This window comes from Stecheria intestinalis (genome assembly GCF_009696165.1).
Classification (GTDB): domain Bacteria; phylum Bacillota_I; class Bacilli_A; order Erysipelotrichales; family Erysipelotrichaceae; genus Bulleidia; species Bulleidia intestinalis.
This window is the reverse complement of the sequence record NZ_VUMN01000025.1, coordinates 18,124-44,776: the sequence shown is the minus strand read 5'-3', so window position 1 is coordinate 44,776 and position 26,653 is coordinate 18,124. Positions and strand designations below refer to the sequence as shown.

The following is a 26,653-nucleotide window of genomic DNA, read 5'->3' as shown; positions in this document are numbered from 1 at the left end:
CCTGCGGGGAGACAATCTCCCGCTTGGCCGGCATCAGGTAAAGATGCTGTTCAACGTATTCTTTTACCTGTGTCAGCCCGCCGGAATAGCCATGAGCTACAAGAATATCCATGATATTGTTGGAATTCCTGTTATTCTTTCGGAGCATATCATCAATAAGGGCAGTATAGCCGGTCAGCACCGTGCTGCCATGATGTGTTCCCTTTAATGCATGATCCTTAATGACAAAGCCATCCTTCTGGATCTTGCGAAGCCTCTTCCGGGATATCCCCGTTCTTCTGCCAAGCTCAGCCAGATTAACTTTATCAATGCTGAAAGACGAACCCTGTTCTTCTTTCATCTCTTCCAGGGCTTGTGATATAGTGGCCTCAAGGTCACTGCGCTGTTTCTGGTTCATGTTCCTCCTTTCGCTAGTACATTGAGCATGTCTAGTATAGAAGGAACCATGCTTAGTTACACGCAGTGGCCCTTTTCTTCCGACAAATTATGGCCTTTCTCAGCCGACGTTTAATGGCCCATTTTTCCCGACGCTTTCTGGCCCTTATCGCCCGACCCTAACAACGTAAAACCGCCCCGTAAAGGGGCGTGGCTTCTACCGAATGACATTTTGTGAATACCACGGCTTCCTCTGGTCAGGGCAAAAGAGGAGGCCGCGGCAATATGGGGACTGCGCCTGGAGCGCCTTCAAGCAGTTCTTCCGACAGTACAGAAGCGGGACAGCCGGTATAAGGCTGTCTCTTTTGATATAATGCCATAGGAATGGGAGGTACCCGGCCAATGAGAATCGGAATTGTCGGAACGAACTTTGTTTCGGATATGTTCATGAAAGGAGCGGAGGCAGTACCGGAAATCCAGGCATCTGCAGTGATCAGCGGACATCGGGAACATGCAGAAGCGTTTGCTGGGAAATACGGAATTCCTCATGTATACGGAAATCTGGAAGAACTGCTTGATTCCGGGGAGATTGACGCAGTCTATCTGGCCGTGCCCAACAGCCTGCATAAGGAAATGGCACTTCAGGTGCTGAAACGGGGCATCCCGCTGATCTGCGAGAAGCCGCTTGTGCCGACCCTGGCCGATGCCAGGGAGCTCTATGCCTGCGCAGAAGCACATCATGCTTATCTTCATGATGCGATTGTTCCGCTGTATACCGATCATTTTCAGATTCTGAAGGAGAATCTTGCCCGGGTCGGAAAGATCCGCCATGTCTTCTTCAGCTTTTCGAAGTATTCCAGCCGCTATGATGCCTATCTTGCCGGGAAGAATCCGACCACCTTCCGGAATGATCTCTGCAATGGATGCTGGATGGACCTCGGTGTCTATACCATTGCGGATCTGGTCGGCCTTTTCGGAAAGCCGGAATCTCTCTGCGCCAGCTCGGTGATGCTGGAATCGGGAGTAGATGGAGCTTCTGCCGGGATTCTGCATTACGGAACGTTTGATGCGGTGACGATGATCAGCAAGATCTCCACGTCTTATCAGAATTCTGAGATCCATGGCGAAGAAGGAACGCTGATCATTGAGAAGCCTTCGCTGATCTCGAAGGTCTATTTCAGAGGTGTTCATTCAGATGAAACGGAATTGCTGACCCCGGATGATGCTAATTCATTCGGTGATCAGCTGCGTGATTTCGTGACGAATGTCAAAGCAGGAAAATCTGAGAGTTCCCGGGTGCCGCATGCGCTTTCGCTGGCGGTCATCGAAACTCTGGAACAGTGCCGGAAACAGGCTGGAGTCTATTATCCGAAAGAAGGAAAAACGGAATGAAGGGTTATATCAATGCGGACATCTGGAAGCGGAAAGAAACTGCTTTCCTGATTGAAGACGGTGTCTTTCAGCAATTCGGAACAAATGAAGAGATCGAAGAGCACCTGTCTTCACAGGATGAGCTGATTGATCTGAACGGAGCATTCGTGATCCCTGGATTCACGGATTCGCATATGCATCTGCTGGAATACGGGCATTATCTGAATCATGTGCAGCTGGCTGGCTGCCGATCCATTGATGACGTGCTGGCGAGAATCAGGGGCAGACTGGAGAGCGAGGAGCCGGTAGACTGGATTCTGGCCAGAGGCTTCAATGAAGAAGAATTCGATCATCCGGAAATGCCGGATAAGCAGATGCTCGACAATCTGTCGCGCAATGTGCCGATCTGTCTGACCAGAGTGTGCGGTCATAAGATGGTATGCAATTCCAAGGCACTGCAGCTTGCAGGCATTGAAGCAGATTCAGAGATTGAGGGAGGACGCATTGATTTTGAACACGGACTCCTGGAAGAAACGGCGCTCAATGTCATGCACCAGGCATGGCCGGAAGAAACCATCGATTCTCTGAAACAGGCGATCCTGAAAGGCGCATCGGCGGCTAATCGCTATGGCATCACCAGCGTCGGCAGCGATGATTTTCTGTCGGTGACGAAAGACTGGCGCAAGGTGCTGGATGCGTTCCTGCAGCTCAGCTATCAGCAGAAGCTGACGGTGCGCGTCAATGAACAATGCGAGTTTGACAGCCCGGAAGAACTGGCCGGGTTCCTGGATGAGGGCTATACGACTGATGTCGGCGATGATCTGTTCAGGATCGGACCGCTGAAGATGGTGACAGACGGATCGCTCGGCGCAAGGACTGCAGCTCTTTCGGAACCATACACTGATGCGAAAGATACCAGGGGATATCCGATCTATACGAAAGCAGAGCTCAGGACATATCTGGAACTGGCAAATCGCTATAATATGCCTGCCATCTGTCATGCGATCGGAGACAAGGCGCTGAACCAGGTTCTGGATCTCTACAAGGATCTTGTCCTGCCTGGAAATCCTCTGCACTATGGCATCGTGCATTGCCAGATCATGACCCCGGAGCAGATTCAGAAAGTCCTGGATCAGAATCTGGTGTGCTACTTCCAGTCTCTGTTCATCGATTCCGATGCGAAGATCCTGAAGCAGCGGGTCGGAGAGAAGCGGGCTGCTTCTTCTTATCCGTTCCGGACACTTTATGAAGGAACGCTTGCCTGCAATGGCAGCGATGCGCCGGTCGAGACTCCGGATCCCCTGAAGGGCATTCAGCTTGCGGTGACCAGAACTTCTCTGGATGGCAGGGCTTCCATGAATCCGAAGGAATGCATGAGCGTCGAGGAAGCCCTCACTTCCTATACAGAAAAAGGTCCGGAAGCGTTCTTCTCAGAGCATACCGGAAAGCTGGAGACCGGTTATCATGCCGACTTTGCAGTGCTCGAGAAGAACATTCTGAATATTCCTGCCGAGACCATCAGCCAGGTCAGAGTGCTCATGACTGTGCTTGGCGGAGAGGAAGTCTATGAAGTTTCGAAGAATTGAAGACGCAGACATTCCGGTATGCCTGGAATGGTACAACTGGTATATCCGCAATTCCATGGCCACTTTTGAAACGAAGGAGCTGACCCTGGAAGAATTCAAAGACCGGGTTCATCATGTGACTGCATCTTATCCATGGATCATCCTCGAAGACCCGGAACCGGTCGGCTATGCTTATCTCTCTCAGTTCAATGAGCGCGCAGCATATGACTGGACGGCAGATGTCTCGGTCTATCTCCGCCATGATGCTGGTCATAAAGGCTATGGAACTGCACTGATGAAGCAGCTGATCCGGATGGCAGAGCAGGATGGCTATAAGCATCTTGTCAGCATCGTCACGGAAGGAAATACTGCCAGCGAACATCTTCATGAAGCCTGCGGGTTTGAGAAGATGGCATTCTTTCCGGACTTCGGATACAAGCATCATGCATGGGTCGGCGTGACGTATTACGTCCTGAGGCTTTCCGATCAGTTCGAAGATTCGCCGGCAGAACCGGAGGACCGCGATGTCTGAAGTCATTCTGGCCGGGATCTGCCTGAAACAGGATGTCCATGAGTTCGACGGACTGATGGCGGAGTGCAGGGCACTCTGCGCAGCCTGCGGCAGAACGGTTGCGGCAGAAATCACGCAGCAGTCGGAAAGCTTTGATCGGAAGACTGCGTTCCGTTCCGGAAAGCTTCAGGAACTGGCTGCTCTCGTCAAAGAGACGAATGCGGAAGCGATCGTCTTTGCGAATGATCTCAGCGTCGCGGCAGGTCAGCGGATTGAGGAAACCTGCGGCGTGCGGGTCATCGACCGCACTGCTCTGATCCTGGATATCTTTTCACTGCGTTCACGCACGCGGCAGGCAAAGCTTCAGGTAGAAATGGCAAGACTCCAGTATGCACTTCCGCGCTTAAGCGATCCGGGCGAAGAAGAAACGCATGAACGCGGCGGTTCCTATCGTTCCAGAGGGTCTGGCGAACAGCGGTCTGCCCAGATCAGGATCACATACCGCAAGCGGATCCGCCAGCTGCAGAAACAGCTCGCAGAGCTGGAAAAGCAGAACTGGATGACCGAGAACCGCAGATCCAAGAGCGAGCTTTCAAGAGTCGCTCTGACCGGGTATACGAATGCCGGCAAGAGCAGCCTGCTCAATGCAATGCTGAGAGAGAATGCCAGAGAAGGACTTCAGGTTCCGGAAAAAGATATGCTGTTTGCGACGCTGGATACGAGTGTACGGCAAGTTTCCAGCCAGGGCAGGCAGTTTCTGCTGTATGATACCGTAGGGTTTGTATCCAGGCTTCCGCATACGTTGATTGATGCATTTCACAGCACGCTGGATGCGGCCAGACATGCCGATCTGCTGCTTCATGTGATTGATGCTTCAGATCCGCACTGGGAAGAAAAAGCCCGGGTCACGGAGGAAACCCTGCAGGAAATCGGAGCCGGCAGTATTCCGAGAATCAGGGTATTCACGAAGAGCGATCTCGGCATTCATAAGGATCTTCCGGAAGGAATCCGGGTTTCCGCAAAGACGATGCAAGGTATTCCTGAACTGATGAATCAGATTGCTGATACGCTGTATCCGGAAGAAGAAACACTGATCTGCCATCTGCCGTATTCGGCTATGGCATTTCTCGAAGAATCGCGCCGGACCGCGCAGATTGAAATACTGGAAGAAGGGGAGCAGGGACTGAAAGTCCGGGTGTCCGGGCCGAAGGTCCGCCTGATCCCGTTCCATGCATACAGGGAGGAAAGATATGAACAAGACAGTATGGGAAAAGTATGACGAAAAAGGAAGAAATCTGATCAGTACCTTCGGAGAGGAATACCGCCAGTTTCTGAGCAAAGTCAAGACTGAGCGGGAGTTCGTCTGCGAAGGAAAGAAGATGGCAGAAGAAGCAGGGTTCCGCGATCTGAAATTCGTGACGGGTCCTTTGAAGCCGGGCGATCGGGTGTATGCGGTGAACCGCGGCAAGAATCTATGCCTGTTTGTCATCGGAAATCAGCCGCTGACCGAAGGCATGAATATTCTCGGTGCGCATATCGACAGCCCGCGCATGGATCTCAAGCAGCATCCGCTTTATGAAAAAGACGGACTGGTTCTGCTGGATACGCATTACTACGGCGGCATCAAGAAGTATCAGTGGGTCGCAAGACCGATGGCGCTGCATGGCGTCGTCTGCCGCAAGGATGGTTCGAAGGTATTCGTGAACATCGGCGAAAAGCCGGATGATCCGGTTGTCGGCGTTTCGGATCTGCTGATTCATCTGGCCGCAAAGCAGATGGAGAAGAAAGGCAGCACGGTGGTAGAGGGTGAAGCTCTCAACGTGCTGGCTGGTTCGATTCCGATGGCAGGCGAAGAAAAAGATCCGGTCAAGAAATATCTGCTGGACCTTCTGAAACAGGAATATGACATCGAGGAAGATGACTTCCTCTCGGCAGAGATTGAAGTCGTTCCGGCTGGCGAAGCAAGAGATTACGGACTTGATCGTTCGATGATTCTCGGGTATGGACATGATGACCGTGTCTGCGCATATACGAGCCTGCGGGCAATTCTGGAAATGCAGGATCCGGAACGCACGTCCTGCTGCATTCTCACCGACAAGGAAGAGATCGGCAGCGTCGGTGCTACCGGCATGCATTCAAGATGGTTTGAAATGGTCATCACCAGCCTGCTTGCCCATGAAGGCAAAGCAGATCTCGTGCATCTGAATGATACTCTGACCAATTCCATGATGCTGAGCAGCGATGTCAGTGCAGCTGTCGATCCGAACTATGAAGATGTCAATGATCTGAAGAACGCTGCTTATTTCGGGAAGGGAATCGTATTCAACAAGTATACTGGTTCCCGCGGCAAGTCAGGGTCCAATGATGCGAATCCGGAATTCATCGCGAAGGTCCGCAAAGCCATGGAAGATAGCGATGTCATGTTCCAGACGGCAGAGCTCGGTGCAGTGGATGTCGGCGGAGGCGGAACGATTGCTTATATCCTTGCCCAGCTGAACATGGATGTGATCGATGCCGGCATTGCCGTGCAGAACATGCATGCACCGTGCGAGATCGTATCCAAGGCAGATGTGTATGAGGGATACCGTGCTTACAAGGCATTCCTGACGAATATCCGCTGAATATGAACTTGCTGATTCGCCAGCGGCTGTTCTCCTGGCTGGACAGCTATGATGTGTATGCGGATGACGGAACGCCTGCCTATACTGTCAAAGGGGAAGTCTCGTTCGGCCATCAGCTTCGCATCTATGAGCATTCCGGTACTCCCATCGGATTAGTCAAGGAAGTGCTTCTGACGTTCATGCCGGCCTTCCGTCTCTATCAGAATGGACAGCAGATCGGAACGCTTCGCAGAAAAGTCAGCCTGCTGCATCCGTGCTACGAAATCCCGGAACTCGGCTGGTCGGCAGAAGGGGATTTCATGCAGTGGAACTATACTCTGTATGATGAAACCGGAAGAGAAGCTGCTGTCATCTCCAAGCAGATTCTGAATCTGACCGATACCTATGTTCTGAGCATTGCTGATCCGAAGAATGCACTTCTGGTGCTGATGATCGTGATCGCCATCGATGCAGAACTGTGCACTGCAGAGAAAGCATCCTGATTTCCGGAAAATGTTTCTGCGTCTCTTCTTATGAGGAGACGCATTTTTTCGGATTGTCTGTCGGAGATCTGATGCAACGATTGTTTACAGATGAACGGAATGATTGTTAATTCTGCTTGGTGGAATATCTGCTTCTGCAGCTTTACTCTGAAAAAGAGAATGTGCAGAGGTGGAAATCTCATGAGGAAGAAATATATCGATCATATCCGCTGGATTACTGAAGTTCTGGTTGTGATCTATCATGTTATCTACATGTACAATGGTGCTGAAACTGCAGGAGTGATCGGACCATTTTCCTTTCCGCAGTATCAGGACGCGTTTCTCTATCTGATCTATCCCTGGTTCATGCTGATATTGTTTGTGATCTCAGGAATGTGCAGCAGATATGAGCTGGAAAAACGTACAGGCAGAGAATACCTGAAACGCCGGACCGAAAAACTGCTGATTCCTTCTACTATCGGGGTATTTGTCTTTCATTGGATCGATGGGTATTTCAATATGCTCATCAGCAATGCGTTTGCAAAACTCCCATCCGGAATTCCGGGGCTGATCACCTATCTGATCATGGCTCTCAGCGGGATTGGCCCGCTCTGGTACATTCAGATGCTGTGGATCTACTCTGTTCTTCTGGTTCTGATCCGGAAAATAGAAAAAGACAGGTTATACTGTCACTGCAGGAATATCAAGATGATGGGGCTTCTGATGTTTTCCGTCGGCATCTGGCTTTCGGCAAATATTCTGAATGTGCCGGTAGTTTCCGTATATCGGTTCGGAATCTATGGGTTCGGCTTCTTTTCAGGATACTTCGTTTTTTCACATGATCGGGTCATCCGCTGCCTGACGGAATGGGAACTGCCGCTGCTTGCAGGATCTGGAATATCAGCGGTTCTATATCTTGTCAGGTTCTGGGGAGAACCATACGCCGAGCATTGCGTCCTCGATACTTTTCTCTGCAATGTGTATGCATGGATTACTGTACTGGCGATCCTGGCATACATGAATGGGCATGGAAATTACAGCACTTGTTTTTCGAGATGGATGGAAAAGCAGACATGGGGACTCTATCTGCTTCATTATCTGCCGCTTTCTGCATGCGCATGGTTTCTGCATTGCTGCGCGGCAGATCTTCCGCCAGCGGTTCATTATATCCTGACTGCTGTTGCTGCTTTTGCGGGTGCGTGGCTTCTGAATGCAGTGATTATGAGAATACCGCTGCTGCGAGTATTGATACTTGGGAGAAAGTAATGTTCAAGGAAAATCTGATTGTATTAAGAAAACGGAATCATCTGTCTCAGGAAGAACTTGCTGAGAAAATCGGTGTGTCCCGCCAGACGCTTTCCAAATATGAAACTGGAGAATCACTGCCGGATATTGGAATATGCAAAATACTGGCTGATCTGTTCGGCGTCACGCTGGATGACCTGGTAAACTATGAAAATACGGATCATCTTGGTTTTGGTGTTCCGCCTGCCGGAAAGCATGTGTTCGGATTGGTCACAGTGGGAGAACATGGCCAGATTGTTCTTCCGGAACAGGCAAGAACTGTATTCAGACTCATGCCGGGAGACCAGCTGCTTGTGCTAGGCGAAGAAGAACAGGGGATTGCGCTCATCAGGGAAGAGGGCTTCCTGGATTTCGTGAAACATGCAGGAATGGAGTGAATGAAGATCGGATCTGATACAATAGCTGCTATGAACAGAATTCTATTTGTATGCCATGGAAATATCTGCCGTTCCGTATCGGCACAGTACATCATGCAGGATCTTGCAGAGAAAGCAGGAAAGAGCGACGAATTCCTGATCGATTCTGCAGCAACTTCGGCAGAAGAACTCGGCAATCCGATCTATCCGCCGATGAGAAGGGCATTAGCTGCACATAGCGTTCCGATCGGAACGCATACTGCCAGAAAACTCAGAGCTTCTGATTATGGAACATATGATCTTCTGATCGGGATGGATCAGGAAAACAGCTTCTATATGCATCGGATTCTGAAAGATGATCCTGAGCATAAGATCCATTTTCTGATGGAATATTCGGATACCCCGGACCGGGAAATCGAAGACCCGTGGTATACCAGAGACTTCGAACAGGCCTATCAGGACATCCTTGCAGGTTGCCAGGGGCTGTTCCGGAGTCTCACATCATCGGAGCGAAGATTCTGAGAACCAGATAGAAGAAGGTGCGGAAGATTCCCATTCTGCCTTCTTCCATGGTAACCAGATGGCTTGCTTTCTGGGCTTCCAGAAAGTCGGCTTTGATTGCATTGATTTCAGCGGAATGGAATAATGCCGTTCCGTTTTCAAAGTGCAGATAAAGCGAGCGATAATCCAGATTGATGGTTCCGACGGTCGCAATTTCATCATCGCTGACGAATACTTTGGCATGATCAAAGCCAGGCGTATATTCATAGATCTTCACGCCTTCCTGGATCAGGTTCGGATAATAGCTGCGGGTAATCCGCCAGATGATCTTCTTGTCTGCAATCCCCGGCGTTATGATGCGGACATCCACACCGCGCTTTGCCGCCAGAATCAGAGAATTCATCATATCGGTATCGATGATCAGATACGGCGTGAAGATATAGCAGTAGTGTCTGGCGTGATTCAGAATATTCAGATAGACATCCTGGCCGGTCAGCTGGAAATCAAGCGGAGTATCTCCATATGGCGCAATGAAGCCATCGGGTTCTCCCTTTACTGCTTCCCGCTTCCATAGCGTATAGTCAGAGTCTTCATGCGTGTATGCATTCCAGTTGGTCAGAAACAGGACGGTATAGCTCCATACAGCCTCTCCGGTAATCCGGATCACATTGTCTTTCCAGTGACCATGGATATGCTTCACATTGATGTATTCATCTGCGAGATTGATGCCTCCGGAGTATGCAGTCACACCGTCAATGACCATGATCTTGCGATGATCGCGATGATTCATGATGCCATTGAGAAGCGGATGAACCCGATTGAAGGCAACTGCTTCAATCCCTTCCTGCCGGAGTTTTTTCCAGTAGTTTCCCGGCAGGGTATTCAGGGAGCCCATATCGTCATACATAACTCGTACTGTTACGCCTTCTGAAGCTTTCTGCTTCAGAATTTCATGAATGGAATCCCACATGACGCCTGGCTCGATGATGAAGTATTCCAGGAAGATGAATTCCTTTGCATTCCGAAGATCTTCCAGCATCGGTTTCCATCCGAGCTCTCCGAGTCCGTAATATCGGAATCCGGTGTTCTGATAGATCGGGAAACCAGCACTGCTGCTGATGAAACGATACTGACCGGCAAGATCTTCATCCTGGAAGGCTTTCTTCTGTATTTCAGGACTCTGCAGGTAGTATTTCTTAGCGGAAGAGGTTTCCTGCTGCAGTTCCTTGTAGATCCGCGAGCTGAATCGATCAAGAACTTCCAGAAACAGCCATACCAGGATTCCTCCGGCAGGTGCAATCAGAATCAGAACAATCCACATCAGATCCGAAGAAAGATGTCTGGAATAACTGACTATCAGCAGAACGACCACCAGACTGAATAATCGCAGCACAGTTTCCAGATCATTCAGCAGTTCCGCAGGAACATACGTCAGAGCTGTATAGATAAATGCAGCCTCCAGCAGTATCAGCAGAATCATCAGGACCATCCTGCTGAACAGAACATGAGCGATCTTTTTCATAGTGCCTCCTGGTTACTATTTTAGCGAGAAATACTGTATTTCTGCCTTGATCTTCAGAAATCCGATCTGTGATATTGAGGAAAATGCTCCTGCGGAAAAAGAATCATAGCCATTTCTTCAGAATCAGGGATATTGATCTTCCATGAACGAAATTTCAGGACAGAATATGCAGGAATGGAATGTGCATGTTCAATGACTCTCTGAGTCTGTCCCATGGTGCTGGTTTTCTATGAAGAAGAATCCTGCTTTGGAAAACGGATCCCGGCATAGTGTTTTCTTTGCGTGAACCGATGGATTTCTTTGGATCATCTGATGCAGAATTCCACGCAGATTCCTGAAACAGGCGGAATTCCGGGATTGACAGCGATTTCAAATACTGTTAAAAATATCTCAGACGGATTGTTACCGCAGAGCGGGCGAGACTGTCAGTATGGGAATGTTACGGAAGGCATGACCTGAACAGATGAATGAGAATTCATTTTGTTTAGGTTTTTTTCTGGAAAGGTGAAATATGCTCAGACTGGTCAAGATGTTCAACAACAATGTAGCCCTGGCCGATGATGGCAATGAGGAGCTGATTGTTATGGGCAGAGGAATCGCTTTTCAGAAAAAGCCCGGAGATGTGCTGGATGAGACAAAGGTTGAGAAACGGTTCAGCGAAGTATCAGGAAGCGGTGCAGAGCATCTGTCGACATTGCTCGGTACCGTTCCGCCGGAAGTGTTGGAGCTTTCTGAGAAGATCATCTCGGACGCAGAGCAGGAACTGCAGGTATCATTCGACCCGGCAATCCATGTCGGACTGACCGATCATATCTGCGAAGCACTGAACCGATGCCGCAATGGTCAGAAGCTGCATAATGTGCTGCTTCATGAGATCGCTAAATTCTATCCGAAAGAATTCGCAGCAGCCAGGCATGCCCTGGAAACGATCTACCTGACAACCTTTGTTCAGATGGAAGACGATGAAGCAGGTTTCATTGCCATGCACTTCGTCAACAGCGAGCACAGCGGAGAACCGCTGAATGAAACCATTCAGATCTCGAAAATCACAGAAGACATTCTGAAGATCGTCGAGCTGACGTACCGGATCAAGCTGGATCCGGACTCATTGAACTGGACGCGGTTCATCACGCATATCCAGTACTTCGCTAGAAGGCTGCTCGCCAGCGATATCATCCAGGGAAATCCGGATGATGACCTCCTGTATGCCCAGGTAAGAAAGCAGTATCCGAAAGCTTATGAATGTGCCCTGAAGATCAAGGAATACATCGAAAAAGTGTACGGAGTAACCATCACGAATGAAGAAATGACTTACTTCATGATCCACATCAACCGCGCAGCCGGGCGGTCTGATTCAGGAATGTAACGGAAACGGCATGACCTGACAGAAAACGGAATCTCGTTTTTTTCTGTCAGGTTTTCTTTTGGAGAAAGGGAAAAACATTATGGCAAAAGATTATTCCGGACTGGCAGCCGATATTGTCAAAGGAGTCGGCGGAAAGTCCAACATCAGCGGCGTCACCAACTGCATGACTCGCTTACGCTTCGTGCTGAAAGAAGAAAGCAAGGCCGATGAAGCAGGCCTCCGCAAGCTGAAAGGTGTCGAGGGCGTCGTCAGCCAGGGCGGTCAGTATCAGCTGATCATCGGGACTGACGTCGCTGACGTCTGCAAAGCAGTGCAGAAAGAAGCAGGACTGACTGCTGATGCACCATCCATATCAGAAGGAAAGAAACAAGGCATGGTAAACCGTGTTCTCGGTACGATCACTGCGATTTTCCAGCCGATTATTCCGGGCATCTGCGGTGCGGGCATGATCAAGGCAGTGCTTGCATTATGCTCCACGTTCCAGCTGCTGGATACGACGGGAACCACGTACAGCCTGCTGTCTTCTCTGGCTGACAGCGCATTCTATTTCCTGCCGATCTTCCTGGCATTTTCTTCCGCAAAGCAGTTCAAGTGCAATCCGTATCTTGCGGCAGTCATCGGTGCCTTCATGATCCATCCGAGCACGATCTCCGTCATCAATGGCGAAACGGCTGCGACAATCTTCGGGCTTCCGGTCAAGGCAGTCTCTTATGCAAGCAGCGTCGTGCAGCCGATTCTCGTGATCTGGGCAATGTCCTATATTCAGCGTTTCGCGGACAGGATCTCTCCGAAACCGGTGAAGATCTTCCTCTCCCCGCTGATCACGTTCCTGATCACCGCTCCGCTCGCTCTCGTCGTCATCGGCCCGCTCGGTTCTTATATCGGCGATGCGCTGTATGTGCTCTTTGACTTCTTCAACAACCAGGCCCGCTGGGTACTGCCGCTTCTGATGGGTACCTTCACACCGCTCTTCGTCATGACCGGCATGCATTACAGCTTCATGCCGATTCAGCTTGCTCAGTATGCAACATTAGGATATGGCACGCTGCTCGGCCCAGGCATGCTGGCATCCAATATCGGCCAGGCTACTGCTTCTCTGATTGTCGGTCTCAAGACCAAGAACAAGGAACTCAAGGACAAGGCACTCTCTTCTTCTGTCACTGCATACTTCGGCATCACCGAACCGGCAATGTATGGTGTCACGCTTCCTCTGAAGAAGCCGTTGCTTGCAGCAATGATCGGAGGCGGTGCTGCGGGTTTATTCGCAGGCCTCGTGAATCTGCGTACCTACGCTTCTGCGACTGCAGGCATTCTTGCCCTGCCGGTTTATATCTGCGATGATCTCTCAAATGTGCGCAATGCGGTCATCACGATTCTGATTTCCATTGCGGTTACCGCAATCATGACTATGATCCTCGGCTGGGACGATCCGGCTCCGGAAGCGGAAGGAAAGGCTTCTGAAACCGCACCTGCAGGTTCTGCTTCTGAAAATCTGGTCCGCCGCATCACCGTCGCTTCGCCTTGCGAAGGCACTGCTGTTTCTCTGAAAGAAGTACCGGATCAAGTATTCTCCCAGGAAATCATGGGCAAAGGCATTGCCATCCGTCCTGAAAGCGGAGCGATCAAGGCTCCGGCTGACGGAAAAATCACCGCAGTATTCCCGAGCGGCCACGCTGTTGGAATAACCACACCGGAAGGTGCAGAGATCCTCATTCATATCGGCATTGATACGGTAAATATGAAGGGAAAAGGATTCAGAATTCACGTTGCGCAGGACCAGGAAGTGAAGAGAGGTGATCTTCTGGTAGAGGCAGACCTGAAGCTGATCCGCGAAAAGGGATATGACCCGATCATTCCGGTCATTGTCACCAATACTGCAGACTTCACAGACGTGATTCCCGCAGACGAAGGAACCGTGAAGACCGGAGATCCGATTCTCACGGTTATCCGCTGATGGAAGAGCGCTTTCCGGATCAGTTCCTGTGGGGCGGAGCGATCGCTGCCAACCAGTGCGAAGGCGCATACGATCTGGATGGGAAAGGACTTTCCATCCAGGATGTCATGCCCCATGGCATCTGGGGACCGATCACGGAGAAACCCGAAGCAGAGAACCTGAAGCTGAAGGGCATTGACTTCTATCACCGCTATCCGGAAGATATTGCCTTATTTGCAGAGATGGGCTTTAAGGTTCTCCGTCTTTCGATTGCCTGGAGCCGCATCTTCCCGAATGGCGATGATGAAGAACCGAATGAAGCAGGGCTTGCCTACTATGACAAGGTATTCGATGAATGCCGGAAGTATGGTATTGAGCCGATGGTGACGCTGTCTCACTATGAGACGCCGCTTCATCTTTCTCTGGAATATGACGGCTGGAGAGACCGCCGGCTCATCGGCTTCTTCGAGCGCTATGCCCGGACTGTATTTGAGCGCTATAAAGGGAAAGTTCATTACTGGCTGACGTTCAATGAAATCAACTCCATCCGGGTATACCCGTTCATGGGCGGAGCAATTCATACACCGAAGGACCAGCTGACTGCTTCTGATCTGTATCAGGCTGCCCATCATGAATTCCTGGCAAGTGCGCTTGCGGAGAAAGCGGCGCATGAGATTGATCCGGAAAACAAAGTCGGCTGCATGGTGCTGGGCATGATCAATGATCCGCGTACCTGCGCACCGGAAGATCTTCTCGCAGCTATGGATCAGGATCATCTCTATCTGTTCTTCACGGATGTTATGATGCGGGGCGCCTATCCGAGCTATACCAAGGCACTCTTCGAAAAGCTCAATGTCTCACTGAACATGGAACCAGGAGATGCAGAACTCCTGAAAGAGGGAACTGCAGACTTCCTGTCCTTCAGCTATTACATGTCGCGCTGTGTGGCTGCAGATCCTTCCAAGTATGACAGTGCTGCCGGAAACCTGACCGTCAGCGTTCGCAATCCGTATCTGAAGCAGTCTCAATGGGGATGGGCAATTGACCCCGCTGGTCTCGAACAGTATTGCGTCCGCATGTATGAACGCTATCAGAAACCGCTCTTCATCGCCGAGAATGGACTCGGGGCTGAAGACGTCCTTATTCCGGATGGAAAGGGAAGCTATACGGTTGAGGATGATTACCGCATCGATTATCTCCGGAACCATCTGAAGGCCGTTCGCAATGCCATCCATCAGGGAGCAGAAATTTTTGGATACACTGCCTGGGGCTGCATCGATCTCGTCTCTGCATCGACTGCCGAGATGCGCAAGCGCTATGGCATGATCTATGTCGACCGGAACGATGATGGAACCGGAACTCTGAACCGCTACCGCAAGAAAAGTTTTTACTGGTACCGGGACGTCATCGCCAGCAATGGTTCTGATTTATCATGAATATGCATGGAAACCGGGTTCTGTAACCCGGTTTTTCTGATGGCAAGCTTCTTTCAGATGTTCATGAACGAGAAACTGCTTGATATTCTCCGCTGGTATCTGGTGCTGGTCTGAAAATAGATGGACAACGCCTGATACAGCTTTGATATTTTGCTCGCGCTGAAACAGTCTTATGGATTGACGGATTCTGATTACGTGCTGTTGTCTGAATTATAGCGAACGATGTTCGGAAAAAATATGCCAAGATATCTTACAGAAGAACGAAACAGAAAACAGGATGTACTCCTGAAAGCAACCGCAGATCTTTTCCGGAATCATGAATATGACGAAATCACGATGCGTCAGCTCTGTACGGAAGCTGGAATCGGACTCGGAAGTTTCTTTGATTATGTTATGAAGAGACAAACACCTCTATTTCGGGTAAGATGGAAGCAGAAATCAGGAGCACAGAACGATGAGTGAAGCAGGAGAGAATATCCGTCTGCAGAAGGCGGTAGAACAATACCGGAAAAAGGGAACCGATGAAGCATATTATGCAATTCTGGATGCGGTTGAAGAATGCGTCAGACATGATGCAGAAGTATGGATCAACGGTAATCCGATTCCCGGTGATCCGGATCATGTGGATCCGGCTGGCATGGAAGGAGACGATGGTCAGTTCTATATGATGATCTTCTCTTCCCGCGAAGCATCCAATCATGGTGAAAACCAGCATCCGATGCTGGTAGGAGTCCGTGATATGATCGCAACCGTCTACGGAACCGAGCACTGTGCAGGCTTATGCATTGACTATGCTTTCGGCCATGAAGTACCGATGGTGACCAGGGAAGTACTGGAACAGATCCTTCCTGAAGACGCAGTGGATTTCTGAGTCAAGATGTTCGGCGGATGCCGGGCATTTTTATTTGCAATGAAAAAGAGCAGCGAATTGCTGCTCTACTGGTAGAGTTCCGGATACAGGAATTCCAGAAACAGGGGAACGATGGTCTCCCAGGAGGCTTCGCTGTGCGTGCCTCCGACGACCACATTCGGGAATGTATGGCAGCCCTGTTCCGTATAGGCGTGATTGATCCGCAGCAGGTAATCCATGCAGCGGGCAAACGTTTTCTTGGCTTTCACTTCATTAGAACCGAAGTCCAGATAGATTCTCGTATCATGAGAGAAGCTGGAATGGTCGATCAGATCCGTGATCTGATCAGCATAGATATCCATCGTCGAGCTGACACACGCCGCTCTGGAATAGAGATCATTGAACTTCGCGATCATATACATCGACATCAGGCCGCCCATCGACGATCCGGCAATACCAACCTGTTTCCGGTTTTTTGAAATCCGGTAACGCTTCTCGCAGGCTGGTTTCAGGGTATGCGCAAACCACTCTCCGGTGATCTCTCCTTTGGCATTGAGCTTGCCGATCCAGGTATGAGAATCCGGCTGAAACGGGCTGTACTCTTCGAGCCTTGCATTTCCGGTATGATTGCAGTCCTGTCCGATCACGACCAGCGGCAGGTGCGTGCCATCGAGATAATCCCGGATGCCCCAGCTTTTTCCATAGGTAGCCAGGGAATCATCAAACAGATTATGCCCGTCAAACATATACAGCACCGGATAACGCTTCCGGCTTTCATCATAATCATCCGGAAGATAAACCCAGATCTTTCTCGGACTCTGCGCAAGGGGTTCAATCGGAAGCTCAAACTCCTCAATTCTTCCCATGGCGTTCTCCCATCCACTTGATATGCGATTCACTGCCATCGCGGATCCGCTGAATATTTGCCTTATGCCGGTAGGTAACAAAGCACCAGAGAGCAAGCAGGCAGATCGAGAGATTCACCGGATTCTTCAGAATGAAGCTGATGATCACCGCAATCAGCAGTGAAAGAATCGAAGAAAGCGAAACCATCCGGCAGATCCACAGGATCGCGAAGAAGCAGATAATCGGGAAAAAGAACTGCCAGAAATACTGATGCGTCAGAAATACGCAGATTCCGAGCAGATATCCGTAGCTCGTGGCAACTGCCTTGCCGCCCCGGAACTGTGCGAAGATCGGGAAACAATGACCCACACAGCAAGCAAGACCTGCATAAGGAATCGCTTCCGGAGCCACGTAATATGCCAGCATCATCGAAAAGAATGCCTTGAAGGCATCCAGCAGCGTGACGCTGATCGCAGCCGGCTTGCCGAGAATTCTTCCAGCATTGGTCGCACCGAGATTTCCGGAACCGTAATTACGGATATCCTTATGATAAAAGACTTTTCCGATGACAAGACCCCATGGAACTGAACCGAAGAGATAACTGACAATCAGGACAAGCAGAGTTTTCATATGTTCCTCCGATTGCATTCATTATAACTCAAAAGGGAACCGGTTCTGAAGCATCCGGATTGCTTCGATCTGATGCATGAGCAGCCTCTTCAGCTCGCTGATCCGGAAATCGCTGATTCCGGATACTGCCTGGCAGGAAGAAAGCTTTCTCGCATAAAGATCCGGAACATCTTCCAGTACTGAGAAATCATACGCCAGAAGATTCCGGCATCTGCTGATCAGCGCGTCATGATTCATACGGGTCGTCTCGAAGAACTTCGCATTGCTCGAAAGACCTTCTTCATAAACTTCTTCGTCTATAGAAAAGCATGCCAGACCGCTTCCGGTATCGAAAATCGGTATGCAGGATTCCAGCTGAAGCGTGTCCGGGTTTCTCAGAACCCCGAAATTATTCAGATGCCGATCGCTGTTCAGCATCAGATAGTCCAGGACAATCATGTCATCAACGCACTTTGATGCATTCCGGATTCCTGCTTTCTCCAGCATGCATACATAGCCCCGATGCCATGACATGCCGGCAGGAATCGGCTTCGACTTCAGAATATCCCAGGCTCCGATCATTTCATGTTTCTCATCGGTCATAGAACGGCAGGAAGAAACGATCTGATTCTCGAAGACTTCTACATCATAGCTGCAGACCTCCATGCCTAATCGCTTTCCGATCAGGCTGGCCAGCCATTCATTCACCGGTTCTTCCTGATAGGACGCAGATCCTCCTTTGATCAGCACGAGATCCTGATTCCGCTGTACCCAGGCCTTGCGGTGATAGCCATTCAGCGTATTGCCAGGACATCTTTCATATTCTTTCTTCCAGACAATCTTCTTGCGGGAAAACGAAACCGTCCGGAATCCTTCTTCTTCAAACGGATGGCGGAAATATGAAACCTCCTTCCAGCGCAGGGAAGAATCTTCCGGCTTCACCCAGTAGACATCAGATACCGATAACGCATGGTCTGCATTCAGAAGATCCCTCGGATGCGAAAAACCGATCACCGTCTTCATATGATCCAGGCCAACCCGATATGTCGGAATGCCTCTGCGCAGATACCAGATATTCAGCTGTTTCAGGGAAAGGACAGATACTTTCGTTCCGGCCCCAGGCGGAATATGAGCAGGATTCAGAACCTTGGTCACGTTCAGAAACAGGTGGGAATCCGGATCATAATCCGCTTTCAGAACCGGGATGTCTTTGTGCATCAGGAGTACATTCATCGCAGAACTATTGTACCCAAGCAGACAGTTCATGCAAGCAGTGAGATTTCAGCGTATAATTTTCAGCAATACTAGGGGGCAGAAAGCTATGCTGAAACGATTTGCTGCGTATTTCCGGCCGCACCGCAGGCTGTTTTTCCTTGATCTGGCATGTGCATTTCTGGTGGGACTCGCGGATGAGTTCATGCCGCTGATCGTCCGCAACATGATCAATCAGTATGTTCCTGACAGAAACTGGAATATGATGGTCCGCTGGAGCTTTGCCTTGCTTGGGATCTATCTGCTCAAGCTTCTATTGAACCTCATCATCAACTACTGGGGCCACATCATGGGCGTCCGCCTGCAGGCAGATATGCGCCGCGATCTCTTTCAGCACATCGAATCACTTCCCGTCTCGTTTTTCGATGAAAACAAGACGGGCTCGATCATGTCCCGCATTACCAATGATCTGCAGGAAATCTCCGAGATGGCTCATCATGGACCGGAGAATATCTTCACTTCGGCGGTCATGTTAACGGTGTCTGCAGTCATGCTCGGAAGAATCAACCTGAAGCTCACGATCATCGTGTATGCATTCCTTCCCGTTGCTGTGCTGTTTGTGATCCTGATCCGGAAAGGGCAGATGGCTGCCTTCCGGCAGAATCGAGTAGAAATCGGAGAGATCAACGGCGAAACTGAGACTTCGATTGCCGGCATCCGGGTCACGAAAGCCTATGGCGGAACCGAAGGGGAGATGGAGAAATTCGACCGGACAAATCTCAGATATGTGGAAGCCAGAAAGCGTTCCTATAAGTATCTGGCTTTATTCAATTCCGGCATGACCTTTTTCACCGACATGATGTATGTTVTCGTCGTGATCTTCGGCGGCCGCATGTTCTTTGCAGGTTCGATCAATTCCGGCGACTTTGTTGCTTACCTTCTTTATATCTCGATGTTCCTGACACCGATCAAGAAGCTCGTTGAGACGTATGAGCAGATTGCTGACGGCATCTCCGGCTATGAACGGTTCGAAGAGATCATGAATATCCCGTCAGAAAAGGATGATCCTGGTGCAGTCGAAGTCGGAAGACTGAAAGGAGACATCTCCTTTGAAGATGTCTCGTTCCATTACCAGACCCAGGAAGCTTCCGGCCGGAAAGTCATCAGCCATATGAACCTGCATATTCCGGCGGGTCATACCGTCGGTCTTGCCGGTCCTTCCGGAGGCGGAAAGACCACCATCTGCAACCTTATCCCGCGTTTCTATGAGATTGATTCCGGCACAATCCGGATCGACGGCATCGATATCCGCCATATGACCAGAGCTTCTCTGCGCCGCAATATCGGCATCGTTGCCCAGGATGTATTCCTGTTCAACGGCACGATCCGGGAGAATATTGCCTATGGCAATCCGGACGCCACCGACGAAGAAATCATCGAAGCAGCAAAGAAAGCAGAGATTCATGAAGATATCATGGCCATGCCGGATGGCTATGATACGAATGTCGGCGAACGCGGCGTCCACCTTTCCGGAGGCCAGCGTCAGCGGATCTCCATCGCCAGAGTATTCCTGAAGAACCCGCAGATCCTGATTCTCGATGAAGCTACGTCTGCTCTGGACAACGCGACCGAGATGCAGATCCAGAAGTCTCTGGATGAACTCGCCAAGGGCAGAACCGTTCTGGTCGTTGCCCATCGTCTGTCCACGATCCGCAAAGCAGACGAGATCATCATGGTTTCTTCTGAAGGAATCAAGGAACGCGGCACCAGCGAGGAACTGCTTGCGAAGCATGGCCTGTACTGGCAGCTGTATGAGTATCAGTTTGCGGATCTCTCCTGAAGCACGTATAATCAGAAATACGCATGAAAAAAACGAATACACATATTCTGATCGCAGCACTGGCCATGGGGATGTGCATCACGCTGGTGCCGGTGATAGCAGAAGATGAGAATCCTCCTTATACGGATACGACCTACTGGAATAATCTCTGTTCCGGAACCAGTCTCACCTCAGACCAGCAGACTGCATGCTCTGCTTATCTGCAGTACATCCAGGGGCAGAATTCTTCTCTCCAGCAGCAGATTTCAGACGCCCAGTCCAGGAAAGATGCAGCATCTGAACAGCTTTCTTCCGTTCAGTCTCAGATCAGCGATCTGAACTATCAGATCTCGGAAATCAATTCGAGCATTGAAGACCTGAACAACCAGATTGCCGAAGCAGAACAGCAGTCGGCTCTCATTGCGCAGCAGATCAGCGATACCAAAGTGCAGATCCAGCAGAAGACGGATGATATTGCGGCCCTGAAGGAGAAAGTCAAGAAACGCATGGAGAAGCAGCAGGAAACCATGCGCACCAATCAGATTCTCGATGTGCTGCTCGGCGCCAAGTCATTCAGCGAGATGATCACGATTGCCAACGGTCTCTCTGATATCAGCCAGTATGACAGCCATACGCTCCAGCAGCTTCAGGACGAGACGGATCAGCTGAATCAGATGGAAGCAGATCTGCAGAGCCAGGAATCCGAGCTCGAACAGCTGCAGTCAGACCTGGAATCCGGCAAGGCGGTGCTTGCTCAGCAGCAGGCGGAACTGGTCACTGCATCGAGTTCTCTCTATGCCGCCCAGGCTTCCTATCAGGCTCAGCTTTCTTCTGCCCAGTCAGATCTCAACAGCGCTTCTGCTGCTCTGAGTGCCAATCAAGCTGCCCAGAGTTCGGTGCAGAATGGCATCAGCTCCTCGAAAGCCAACAGTGCTTCCAGCTCTTCCTCTTCTGATTCCGGAAGCAGTTCTTCGGATTCCGGATCAAGTTCTTCTTCGGATTCGAGTTCGAGCTCCTCCTCCAGCAGCAGTTCTTCTTCGAATACGACTCCTTCTTCCGGAAATTCCGGCGGAAATCCGTATTACGGCGGTTGGAGCAACTGCACGTGGAGTGCGTGGCAGCTGGTTCATGATGCGATCGGCATCTCTCTGCCTAGGTGGGGGAATGCAGGGGAATGGCTTGCTAATGCGGCAGCCAGCGGTTATTCCACCGGTTCTTCGCCCAGAGCGAATTCCCTCATTGTATGGGGATGGCATGTCGGCTACGTGACTGCTGTAGATGGAGACAATATCTACGTCAAGGAAGGAAACTACCTCGGAAGCTACCGCGAAGGATGGCTTGCCTCCTGGCGGAAAGGATCGATCATCGGATATATCTATCTGTAACGAAACGTCAGGCAATCTGGCGTTTTATTGTTCTGCCAGCGTGCAGAGATCATTTTCTCACCGTCTTCGGACAGGTTCAGCACAAGCTGATAGGAAGAATCTTTCAGTTTCATCACAGCATAGGACCCATCAGATTCCGCATCTGTTCCGTAAAGCACACTGATGTCATAGACACTTTTCCCGGAAAACCAGCCCTGATCGGCTAGCTGTTTCGTTGCCGGTATCACGACGGATCTTCCTTGAACCCGCATTTCTCCAGGACCTGAAGATCCGGGTTTTTCTGTTTCAGGGCCTCTTTCAGGATGAGATGTTCCGAGTTCAGAAGCGAGAGGAAAGTGAACGCACTCATTCCGATCAGGACCAGGAAATGGGTGAGAGGGAATACGCGATGGTGCCGATGCGCTCTGCCAGTTCTACTGTTCCGATTCCTTCTTCTGCCATTCTGACATTCAGATTCAGACGGATCATGTCAGTTCTCCTAGAACTTCCTTCATCAGGCCGGCTTTCGCAAAGGCATCACGGATCACCCGGACAATCAGGCACATGAAGCCGGCTGCTGCCGAAACAAGGAAGAGCATCGGGGGATAAAGAAGGCCGATCGCAGCGGTCAGCATCCGGACATTGCTTTCTTATAAGACATGTCCTGCCTCCATCTTCGTCAGAAAAACCCGCATCACCCACAGTGGTCTCAGCAATGCGGCTGCACAGCCGCAGCCAAGCACGAGAAGGAGAGCGAATGAAATCTCTTGTAAGACATGGACTCCAGCCGGGTTCAGATGTGCAAGAAAGGATCTTGCGATCGATATGCCGAAGACCGCCACCACGATGCAGAGAACTGTCACGGCTGCTTTCGCTGCGATGATATGCTGTTGCATGAATCTTCCTAAGAAAAAGACTGAATTCCTCTTACAGAACTCGGTCTAGCTGAATATGATCGAATATCAATTAATATTGATCCAAAAGCAATCAATCAGAAACCTCTGGAATCGAACTTCATGTTCTTCAGCTTTTCTTCCTTGAAGTCATTGAAGCGATCTTCTTTGATGGCCGTTCTCGCATCTTCCATCAGCCTCAGCAGGAAACGGATATTATGAATGCTCATGAGCCTCGTTCCGAAGCCTTCCTGACAGCGGAAGAGATGATTCAGATAAGCCTTGGTATAGTTCCTGCAGCAATAGCAGTCGCATTCCGGATCCAGCGGCGTGAAGTCTTCCGCATACATCGCTTTCTTGATATTGATGCGTCCCTGGCTCGTCATCAGCGTGCCATGCCGGGCAATTCTGGTCGGCAGCACGCAGTCGCACATATCAATATTCAGGGAGATGGCTTCCAGCAGGTCATTGACGGCACCGACGCCCATCAGATAGCGGGGCTTATCTTCCGGCAGCTTCTCAACGGACCAGCGCACCATGCGGTACATGGTTTCCTTGTCTTCGCCGACCGAAGTCCCGCCGACTGCATAGCCCGGGAAATCCATCTCGACCAGCTTCTCGGCACAGTAATCACGGAGGTCTTCATTGTCACCGCCCTGCACGATGCCGAAGATCGCCTGTTCGTCCGGTCTCGTATTGGCATTCTTGCCGCGCTCTGCCCATCTCAGGGTTCTCAGCATTGAACGCTCTGCATATTCTCGCGTGGCCGGGTAGGGGATGCACTCATCAAAGGACATCATGATATCTGCCCCGATCTTGTTCTGGATCTGAATGGACTTCTCCGGACTCAGAAACAGCTTGTCGCCATTCAGCGTATTGCGGAACATGACGCCTTCTTCACTGATCTTTCTCGTATCAGAAAGCGAGAATACCTGGAATCCTCCGGAATCTGTCAGCATCGGTCCTTTATAGTTCATGAACTTCTGGACCCCGCCTGCTTTGGCAACGATTTCTTCTCCCGGTCTCAGCCATAGGTGATACGTATTTGCCAGGACTACTCCTGCTCCCATCTGATACAGTTCCTCCGGCGAGACGAACTTCACGGTTGCCTGGGTTCCGACTGGCATGAACATCGGCGTTTCCACATCGCCATGCGGCGTATGCAGAATGCCGGTGCGGGCACCGGACTGCTTGCACACATGGGTGATTTCAAATGTTACTGGACTGCTCATTGCAAACCTCACTTCTACGGGAAATCAGTATACCAGGAAAGCCGGGATTCCGGTGTATAATCATGTAGATATGAAGTCTCAGACGATCAGGATCCGCAATCTTCCGCCAGTTCAGGGAAAACGGCATTTCATCCGTGTCAAGCCTGCCGGCTTTCTGCTTGGCTGCGCCATTGCCGGAATATTGATGACATTTGACAATACTTCGGCAGCCGGAGTCGGCATCTGCATCACCCTGCTATGCCTGTTTGCCGAACTGATGCTGCCGGATCGGCTTCTGGCAGAATTCACGGATGACTATCTGGTCCTGTTCAATACGAGAGAACGGGATTCGTGTTCTCTGATCTACTGGGATGAGATCGTGAACTGGCAGTATGAATATCATTCTTATGCAGATACGCTCGTAATCCTTCTGGTCGATGGATCCGAGCAGACTGCGGATATGTATTCGAAGAAAAGCGCTGCCCGGTGGCTCAATCAGTATATTCCCGGCAAGGAAACAAAGAATATCCGCGTGAGCAGGGAAGGAGAATAGCATATGACTGATAAGAATCTGGTAGATCCTGAGAAAGTAGCAGAATGCAGAGCAAACATGGGCTGCGAACGGGATTATGACGATATGTCCATGATCTTCAACATGTTTGCCGACAGCACCCGTCTCAAGATCATGAATGCCTTGTTCACAAATGAACTCTGCGTCAGCGATCTCGCAAGTCTTCTCGAAATGTCCCAGTCTGCCATCAGCCATCAGCTGTCTTCCCTGAAGAAGACCAAGCTCGTACGCACCCGCAAGATCGGCAAGCTCGTCTATTATTCCATGGCCGATGAGCATATCAAGAATATCTATAAGATGGCTTATGAGCACATCCGGGAGTGATCATGCGCATCACAGCAATTGACTTTGAAACAGCCAACTATTCGCCGGCATCTGTCTGTGCCGTCGGTGTTTCCTGCATGGAAGATGGCGAACTGACCGATGAATACTATACGCTGATCCGGCCTGCTGATAATGTGAGCCGCTTTGCCCCAGGCAACATCCGGATTCATGGCATTCATCCGGAAGACGTCGAAGACGCTCCTGGTTTTCATGAAACGTATGATAAGCTGCTGCCGCTCTTAAGCGATTCGCTGGTCTGCGCGCATAATGCCCGCTTTGATATGGGCTGCCTGAAAGCCGCATGCAGGAATGTGGGCCTGCCGCTGCCGCGTTTCTCCTGGTTTGATACGGTTGCCCTCAGCAGAAAACTCTATCCATCGCTTCCGCATCATCGTCTCAATGATATGTGCGACTACCTGGATGTTGATCTGAATCACCATAACGCTGCCAGCGATGCGTATGGCTGTCTGATGATCGTCGTCCATGCGATGGAAGATACCGGTATCTATGATATTGAGGAACTGCTTCATCAGACCGGCATTCCGATCTATCCGCTGCGATAGCGTTTACAATTTCTGTAAAATCTGATGCCTGCAGACAGAATCTGCGGGCTTTTTGCGATTTTACATAAATTTAGCATTCACTGTCCTTTTCACTTTACATAGCCTCATTATCTTTACTTGTGTTCAATAGGGAGGCGTAAAGCAATTTATGGTATCTATGAAAACATTGACAGCAGGTGTCCTGGCAGCAGTAATGCTCGCAGGATGCGGATCTTCTTCCAGCAGCGCAGCAGCTACTTCTGCAGCAGCCGCAGCAGAAAGCACCGCAGCAGCAGAGACAAGCGCAGCTGCAGCAGATGCTGATCTCAGCGGAACAGTTTCCACCGATGGATCTACTTCCATGGAGAAGGTCATCGGTGCTCTGTCCGAAGCATTCCAGGAAAAGTATCCGAACGTTACCGTAACTTATAACCCGACTGGTTCCGGTTCAGGTATCACAGCAGTCACCGAAGGAAACTGCGATATCGGTCTTGCTTCAAGAAATCTGAAGGATGAAGAAAAGAACGGTCTGACATCCACCACCGTCGCAATCGACGGCATCGCAATGATCGTCAACACTGCAAATGAAGTAAGCGATCTGTCTCTCGATCAGATTGCTAAGATCTACACTGGCGAAATCACGAACTGGAAAGATGTAGGCGGCGCTGATCAGGAAATCGTCGTCATCGGCCGTGAAGCAGGATCCGGAACTCGTGATGGTTTCGAATCCATCACCGGAACTTCTGACAAGTGCCAGATGGATCAGGAGCTGACTTCCACTGGTGCAGTCATCCAGGCTGTCGGTGCAAACGAAGCAGCAATCGGCTATGCATCATTGGCAGCAGTAGACGATACGATCAAGACTCTGACTGTTGAAGGCGTTGCACCGTCTGAAGAGACTGTCCTCGATGGCACTTACAAGATTCAGCGTAACTTCAACATGATCACCAACGACAGCAAGGAACTGAGCCCGGCTGCACAGGCATTCCTCGACTTCGCTACCAGTTTGGAAGCAGCATCTCTGATTGAAGCTGCAGGCGCTGTACCGGTTTCGAAGTAATTAACAGAAATTCATCAGACTGCAGTGCC

The 26,653-nt window shown here is 50.4% G+C and carries 28 protein-coding genes; 19 read left to right on the top strand and 9 right to left on the bottom strand.

What is annotated here, in order from left to right; genetic code table 11:
* Positions 1-397 (bottom strand): hypothetical protein (locus FYJ51_RS10080; RefSeq protein ID WP_205946291.1); only part of this gene is annotated, 397 nt, incomplete at its 3' end.
* 380 nt (positions 398-777) lie between these two features.
* Here FYJ51_RS10080 and FYJ51_RS10075 point away from each other — a divergent pair.
* From FYJ51_RS10075 to FYJ51_RS10035, 9 genes are all read left to right on the top strand, one after another.
* A complete protein-coding gene (locus FYJ51_RS10075) occupies positions 778-1,767 on the top strand; it encodes a Gfo/Idh/MocA family protein (protein ID WP_205946290.1) in 990 nt (329 codons plus the stop codon).
* Positions 1,764-3,332, top strand: a complete 1,569-nt coding sequence (locus tag FYJ51_RS10070; RefSeq protein WP_154505406.1) for an amidohydrolase — start codon at positions 1,764-1,766, stop codon at positions 3,330-3,332. The genes FYJ51_RS10075 and FYJ51_RS10070 overlap by 4 nt, the downstream gene beginning before the upstream one ends.
* Positions 3,313-3,843 (top strand): GNAT family N-acetyltransferase, encoded by a 531-nt coding sequence (locus tag FYJ51_RS10065; protein ID WP_154505404.1) that lies wholly within the window; start codon positions 3,313-3,315, stop codon positions 3,841-3,843. Before FYJ51_RS10070 ends, FYJ51_RS10065 begins: the two co-directional genes overlap by 20 nt.
* Positions 3,836-5,101: a GTPase HflX gene (hflX, locus tag FYJ51_RS10060; RefSeq protein ID WP_154505402.1), complete on the top strand. Its 1,266-nt coding sequence runs from the start codon at positions 3,836-3,838 to the stop codon at positions 5,099-5,101. The genes FYJ51_RS10065 and hflX overlap by 8 nt, the downstream gene beginning before the upstream one ends.
* On the top strand, positions 5,073-6,443 hold the full coding sequence (locus FYJ51_RS10055; RefSeq protein WP_154505400.1) for an aminopeptidase: 1,371 nt from the start codon (positions 5,073-5,075) through the stop codon (positions 6,441-6,443). The genes hflX and FYJ51_RS10055 overlap by 29 nt, the downstream gene beginning before the upstream one ends.
* A gap of 2 nt (positions 6,444-6,445) precedes the next feature.
* Positions 6,446-6,925, top strand: a complete 480-nt coding sequence (locus FYJ51_RS10050; RefSeq protein WP_154505398.1) for an LURP-one-related/scramblase family protein — start codon at positions 6,446-6,448, stop codon at positions 6,923-6,925.
* A gap of 180 nt (positions 6,926-7,105) precedes the next feature.
* Positions 7,106-8,170, top strand: coding sequence for an acyltransferase family protein (locus FYJ51_RS10045; protein ID WP_154505396.1), 1,065 nt, complete (start codon positions 7,106-7,108; stop codon positions 8,168-8,170).
* Entirely contained in the window at positions 8,170-8,586 is a 417-nt protein-coding gene (locus tag FYJ51_RS10040; RefSeq protein ID WP_154505394.1) for a helix-turn-helix domain-containing protein, read from the top strand. The genes FYJ51_RS10045 and FYJ51_RS10040 overlap by 1 nt, the downstream gene beginning before the upstream one ends.
* On the top strand, positions 8,587-9,087 hold the full coding sequence (locus tag FYJ51_RS10035) for a low molecular weight protein-tyrosine-phosphatase (protein ID WP_235897279.1): 501 nt from the start codon (positions 8,587-8,589) through the stop codon (positions 9,085-9,087). It begins immediately after the preceding gene.
* Here FYJ51_RS10035 and cls read toward each other — a convergent pair.
* A complete protein-coding gene (cls, locus tag FYJ51_RS10030; protein WP_154505392.1) occupies positions 9,062-10,588 on the bottom strand; it encodes a cardiolipin synthase in 1,527 nt (508 codons plus the stop codon). The genes FYJ51_RS10035 and cls overlap by 26 nt on opposite strands.
* A 511-nt stretch (positions 10,589-11,099) precedes the next feature.
* On the opposite strand from cls, the gene licT reads away from it, so the two are divergent.
* The 4 genes from licT to FYJ51_RS10005 all read left to right on the top strand — a co-directional run bounded on the left by licT (position 11,100) and on the right by FYJ51_RS10005 (position 16,194).
* On the top strand, positions 11,100-11,954 hold the full coding sequence (licT, locus tag FYJ51_RS10025) for a BglG family transcription antiterminator LicT (RefSeq protein ID WP_154505390.1): 855 nt from the start codon (positions 11,100-11,102) through the stop codon (positions 11,952-11,954).
* Positions 11,955-12,033: 79 nt separating this feature from the next.
* Positions 12,034-13,908, top strand: a complete 1,875-nt coding sequence (locus FYJ51_RS10020) for a beta-glucoside-specific PTS transporter subunit IIABC (protein WP_154505388.1) — start codon at positions 12,034-12,036, stop codon at positions 13,906-13,908.
* A complete protein-coding gene (ascB, locus tag FYJ51_RS10015) occupies positions 13,908-15,323 on the top strand; it encodes a 6-phospho-beta-glucosidase (RefSeq protein ID WP_154505386.1) in 1,416 nt (471 codons plus the stop codon). The genes FYJ51_RS10020 and ascB overlap by 1 nt, the downstream gene beginning before the upstream one ends.
* Before the next feature lie 454 nt (positions 15,324-15,777).
* Positions 15,778-16,194, top strand: coding sequence for an SseB family protein (locus FYJ51_RS10005; RefSeq protein ID WP_154505382.1), 417 nt, complete (start codon positions 15,778-15,780; stop codon positions 16,192-16,194).
* A 65-nt stretch (positions 16,195-16,259) separates the two neighbouring features.
* Here the strand turns inward: FYJ51_RS10005 and FYJ51_RS10000 are convergent, their stop codons facing one another.
* From FYJ51_RS10000 to FYJ51_RS09990, 3 genes are read right to left on the bottom strand one after another with little or no spacing between them, the layout of a single operon-like run.
* Positions 16,260-17,039, bottom strand: a complete 780-nt coding sequence (locus tag FYJ51_RS10000) for an alpha/beta hydrolase (protein WP_205946288.1) — start codon at positions 17,037-17,039, stop codon at positions 16,260-16,262.
* Positions 17,026-17,649, bottom strand: a complete 624-nt coding sequence (gene plsY, locus FYJ51_RS09995; RefSeq protein ID WP_105303341.1) for a glycerol-3-phosphate 1-O-acyltransferase PlsY — start codon at positions 17,647-17,649, stop codon at positions 17,026-17,028. The genes FYJ51_RS10000 and plsY overlap by 14 nt, the downstream gene beginning before the upstream one ends.
* 21 nt (positions 17,650-17,670) lie before the next feature.
* Entirely contained in the window at positions 17,671-18,846 is a 1,176-nt protein-coding gene (locus tag FYJ51_RS09990; RefSeq protein ID WP_154505378.1) for a HipA domain-containing protein, read from the bottom strand.
* Positions 18,847-18,949: 103 nt separating this feature from the next.
* On the opposite strand from FYJ51_RS09990, the gene FYJ51_RS09985 reads away from it, so the two are divergent.
* Both FYJ51_RS09985 and FYJ51_RS09980 read left to right on the top strand, forming a co-directional pair.
* Positions 18,950-20,680, top strand: a complete 1,731-nt coding sequence (locus FYJ51_RS09985; protein WP_154505376.1) for an ABC transporter ATP-binding protein — start codon at positions 18,950-18,952, stop codon at positions 20,678-20,680.
* A gap of 23 nt (positions 20,681-20,703) precedes the next feature.
* Positions 20,704-22,044, top strand: coding sequence for a coiled-coil domain-containing protein (locus FYJ51_RS09980; RefSeq protein ID WP_154505374.1), 1,341 nt, complete (start codon positions 20,704-20,706; stop codon positions 22,042-22,044).
* Here the strand turns inward: FYJ51_RS09980 and FYJ51_RS09975 are convergent.
* The 4 genes from FYJ51_RS09975 to tgt form a co-directional block, all read right to left on the bottom strand.
* Positions 22,035-22,271 (bottom strand): hypothetical protein, encoded by a 237-nt coding sequence (locus FYJ51_RS09975; protein WP_154505372.1) that lies wholly within the window; start codon positions 22,269-22,271, stop codon positions 22,035-22,037. The genes FYJ51_RS09980 and FYJ51_RS09975 overlap by 10 nt on opposite strands.
* 237 nt (positions 22,272-22,508) lie before the next feature.
* Positions 22,509-22,658, bottom strand: a complete 150-nt coding sequence (locus FYJ51_RS09970; RefSeq protein WP_154505370.1) for a hypothetical protein — start codon at positions 22,656-22,658, stop codon at positions 22,509-22,511.
* 15 nt (positions 22,659-22,673) lie between these two features.
* Positions 22,674-22,919, bottom strand: a complete 246-nt coding sequence (locus FYJ51_RS09965; RefSeq protein ID WP_105303346.1) for a hypothetical protein — start codon at positions 22,917-22,919, stop codon at positions 22,674-22,676.
* Between the two features lie 95 nt (positions 22,920-23,014).
* Positions 23,015-24,148, bottom strand: coding sequence for a tRNA guanosine(34) transglycosylase Tgt (gene tgt / locus FYJ51_RS09960; RefSeq protein ID WP_154505368.1), 1,134 nt, complete (start codon positions 24,146-24,148; stop codon positions 23,015-23,017).
* Between the two features lie 52 nt (positions 24,149-24,200).
* Between tgt and FYJ51_RS09955 the strand changes: the two genes are divergently transcribed.
* The 4 genes from FYJ51_RS09955 (at position 24,201) to FYJ51_RS09940 (ending at position 26,624) form a co-directional block, all read left to right on the top strand.
* The gene (locus tag FYJ51_RS09955; RefSeq protein WP_154505366.1) at positions 24,201-24,680 is read left to right on the top strand and encodes a hypothetical protein; all 480 of its coding nucleotides are present in this window, start codon (positions 24,201-24,203) and stop codon (positions 24,678-24,680) included.
* A gap of 3 nt (positions 24,681-24,683) precedes the next feature.
* Positions 24,684-25,022 carry an ArsR/SmtB family transcription factor gene (locus FYJ51_RS09950; protein WP_105303349.1) on the top strand — a complete coding sequence of 113 codons (339 nt, stop codon included), beginning with the start codon at positions 24,684-24,686 and terminating at the stop codon, positions 25,020-25,022.
* Between the two features lie 2 nt (positions 25,023-25,024).
* Positions 25,025-25,585: a 3'-5' exonuclease gene (locus tag FYJ51_RS09945; RefSeq protein WP_154505364.1), complete on the top strand. Its 561-nt coding sequence runs from the start codon at positions 25,025-25,027 to the stop codon at positions 25,583-25,585.
* A 148-nt stretch (positions 25,586-25,733) separates the two neighbouring features.
* Positions 25,734-26,624 (top strand): phosphate ABC transporter substrate-binding protein, encoded by an 891-nt coding sequence (locus tag FYJ51_RS09940; protein ID WP_235897278.1) that lies wholly within the window; start codon positions 25,734-25,736, stop codon positions 26,622-26,624.
* Positions 26,625-26,653: the final 29 nt, after the last annotated feature.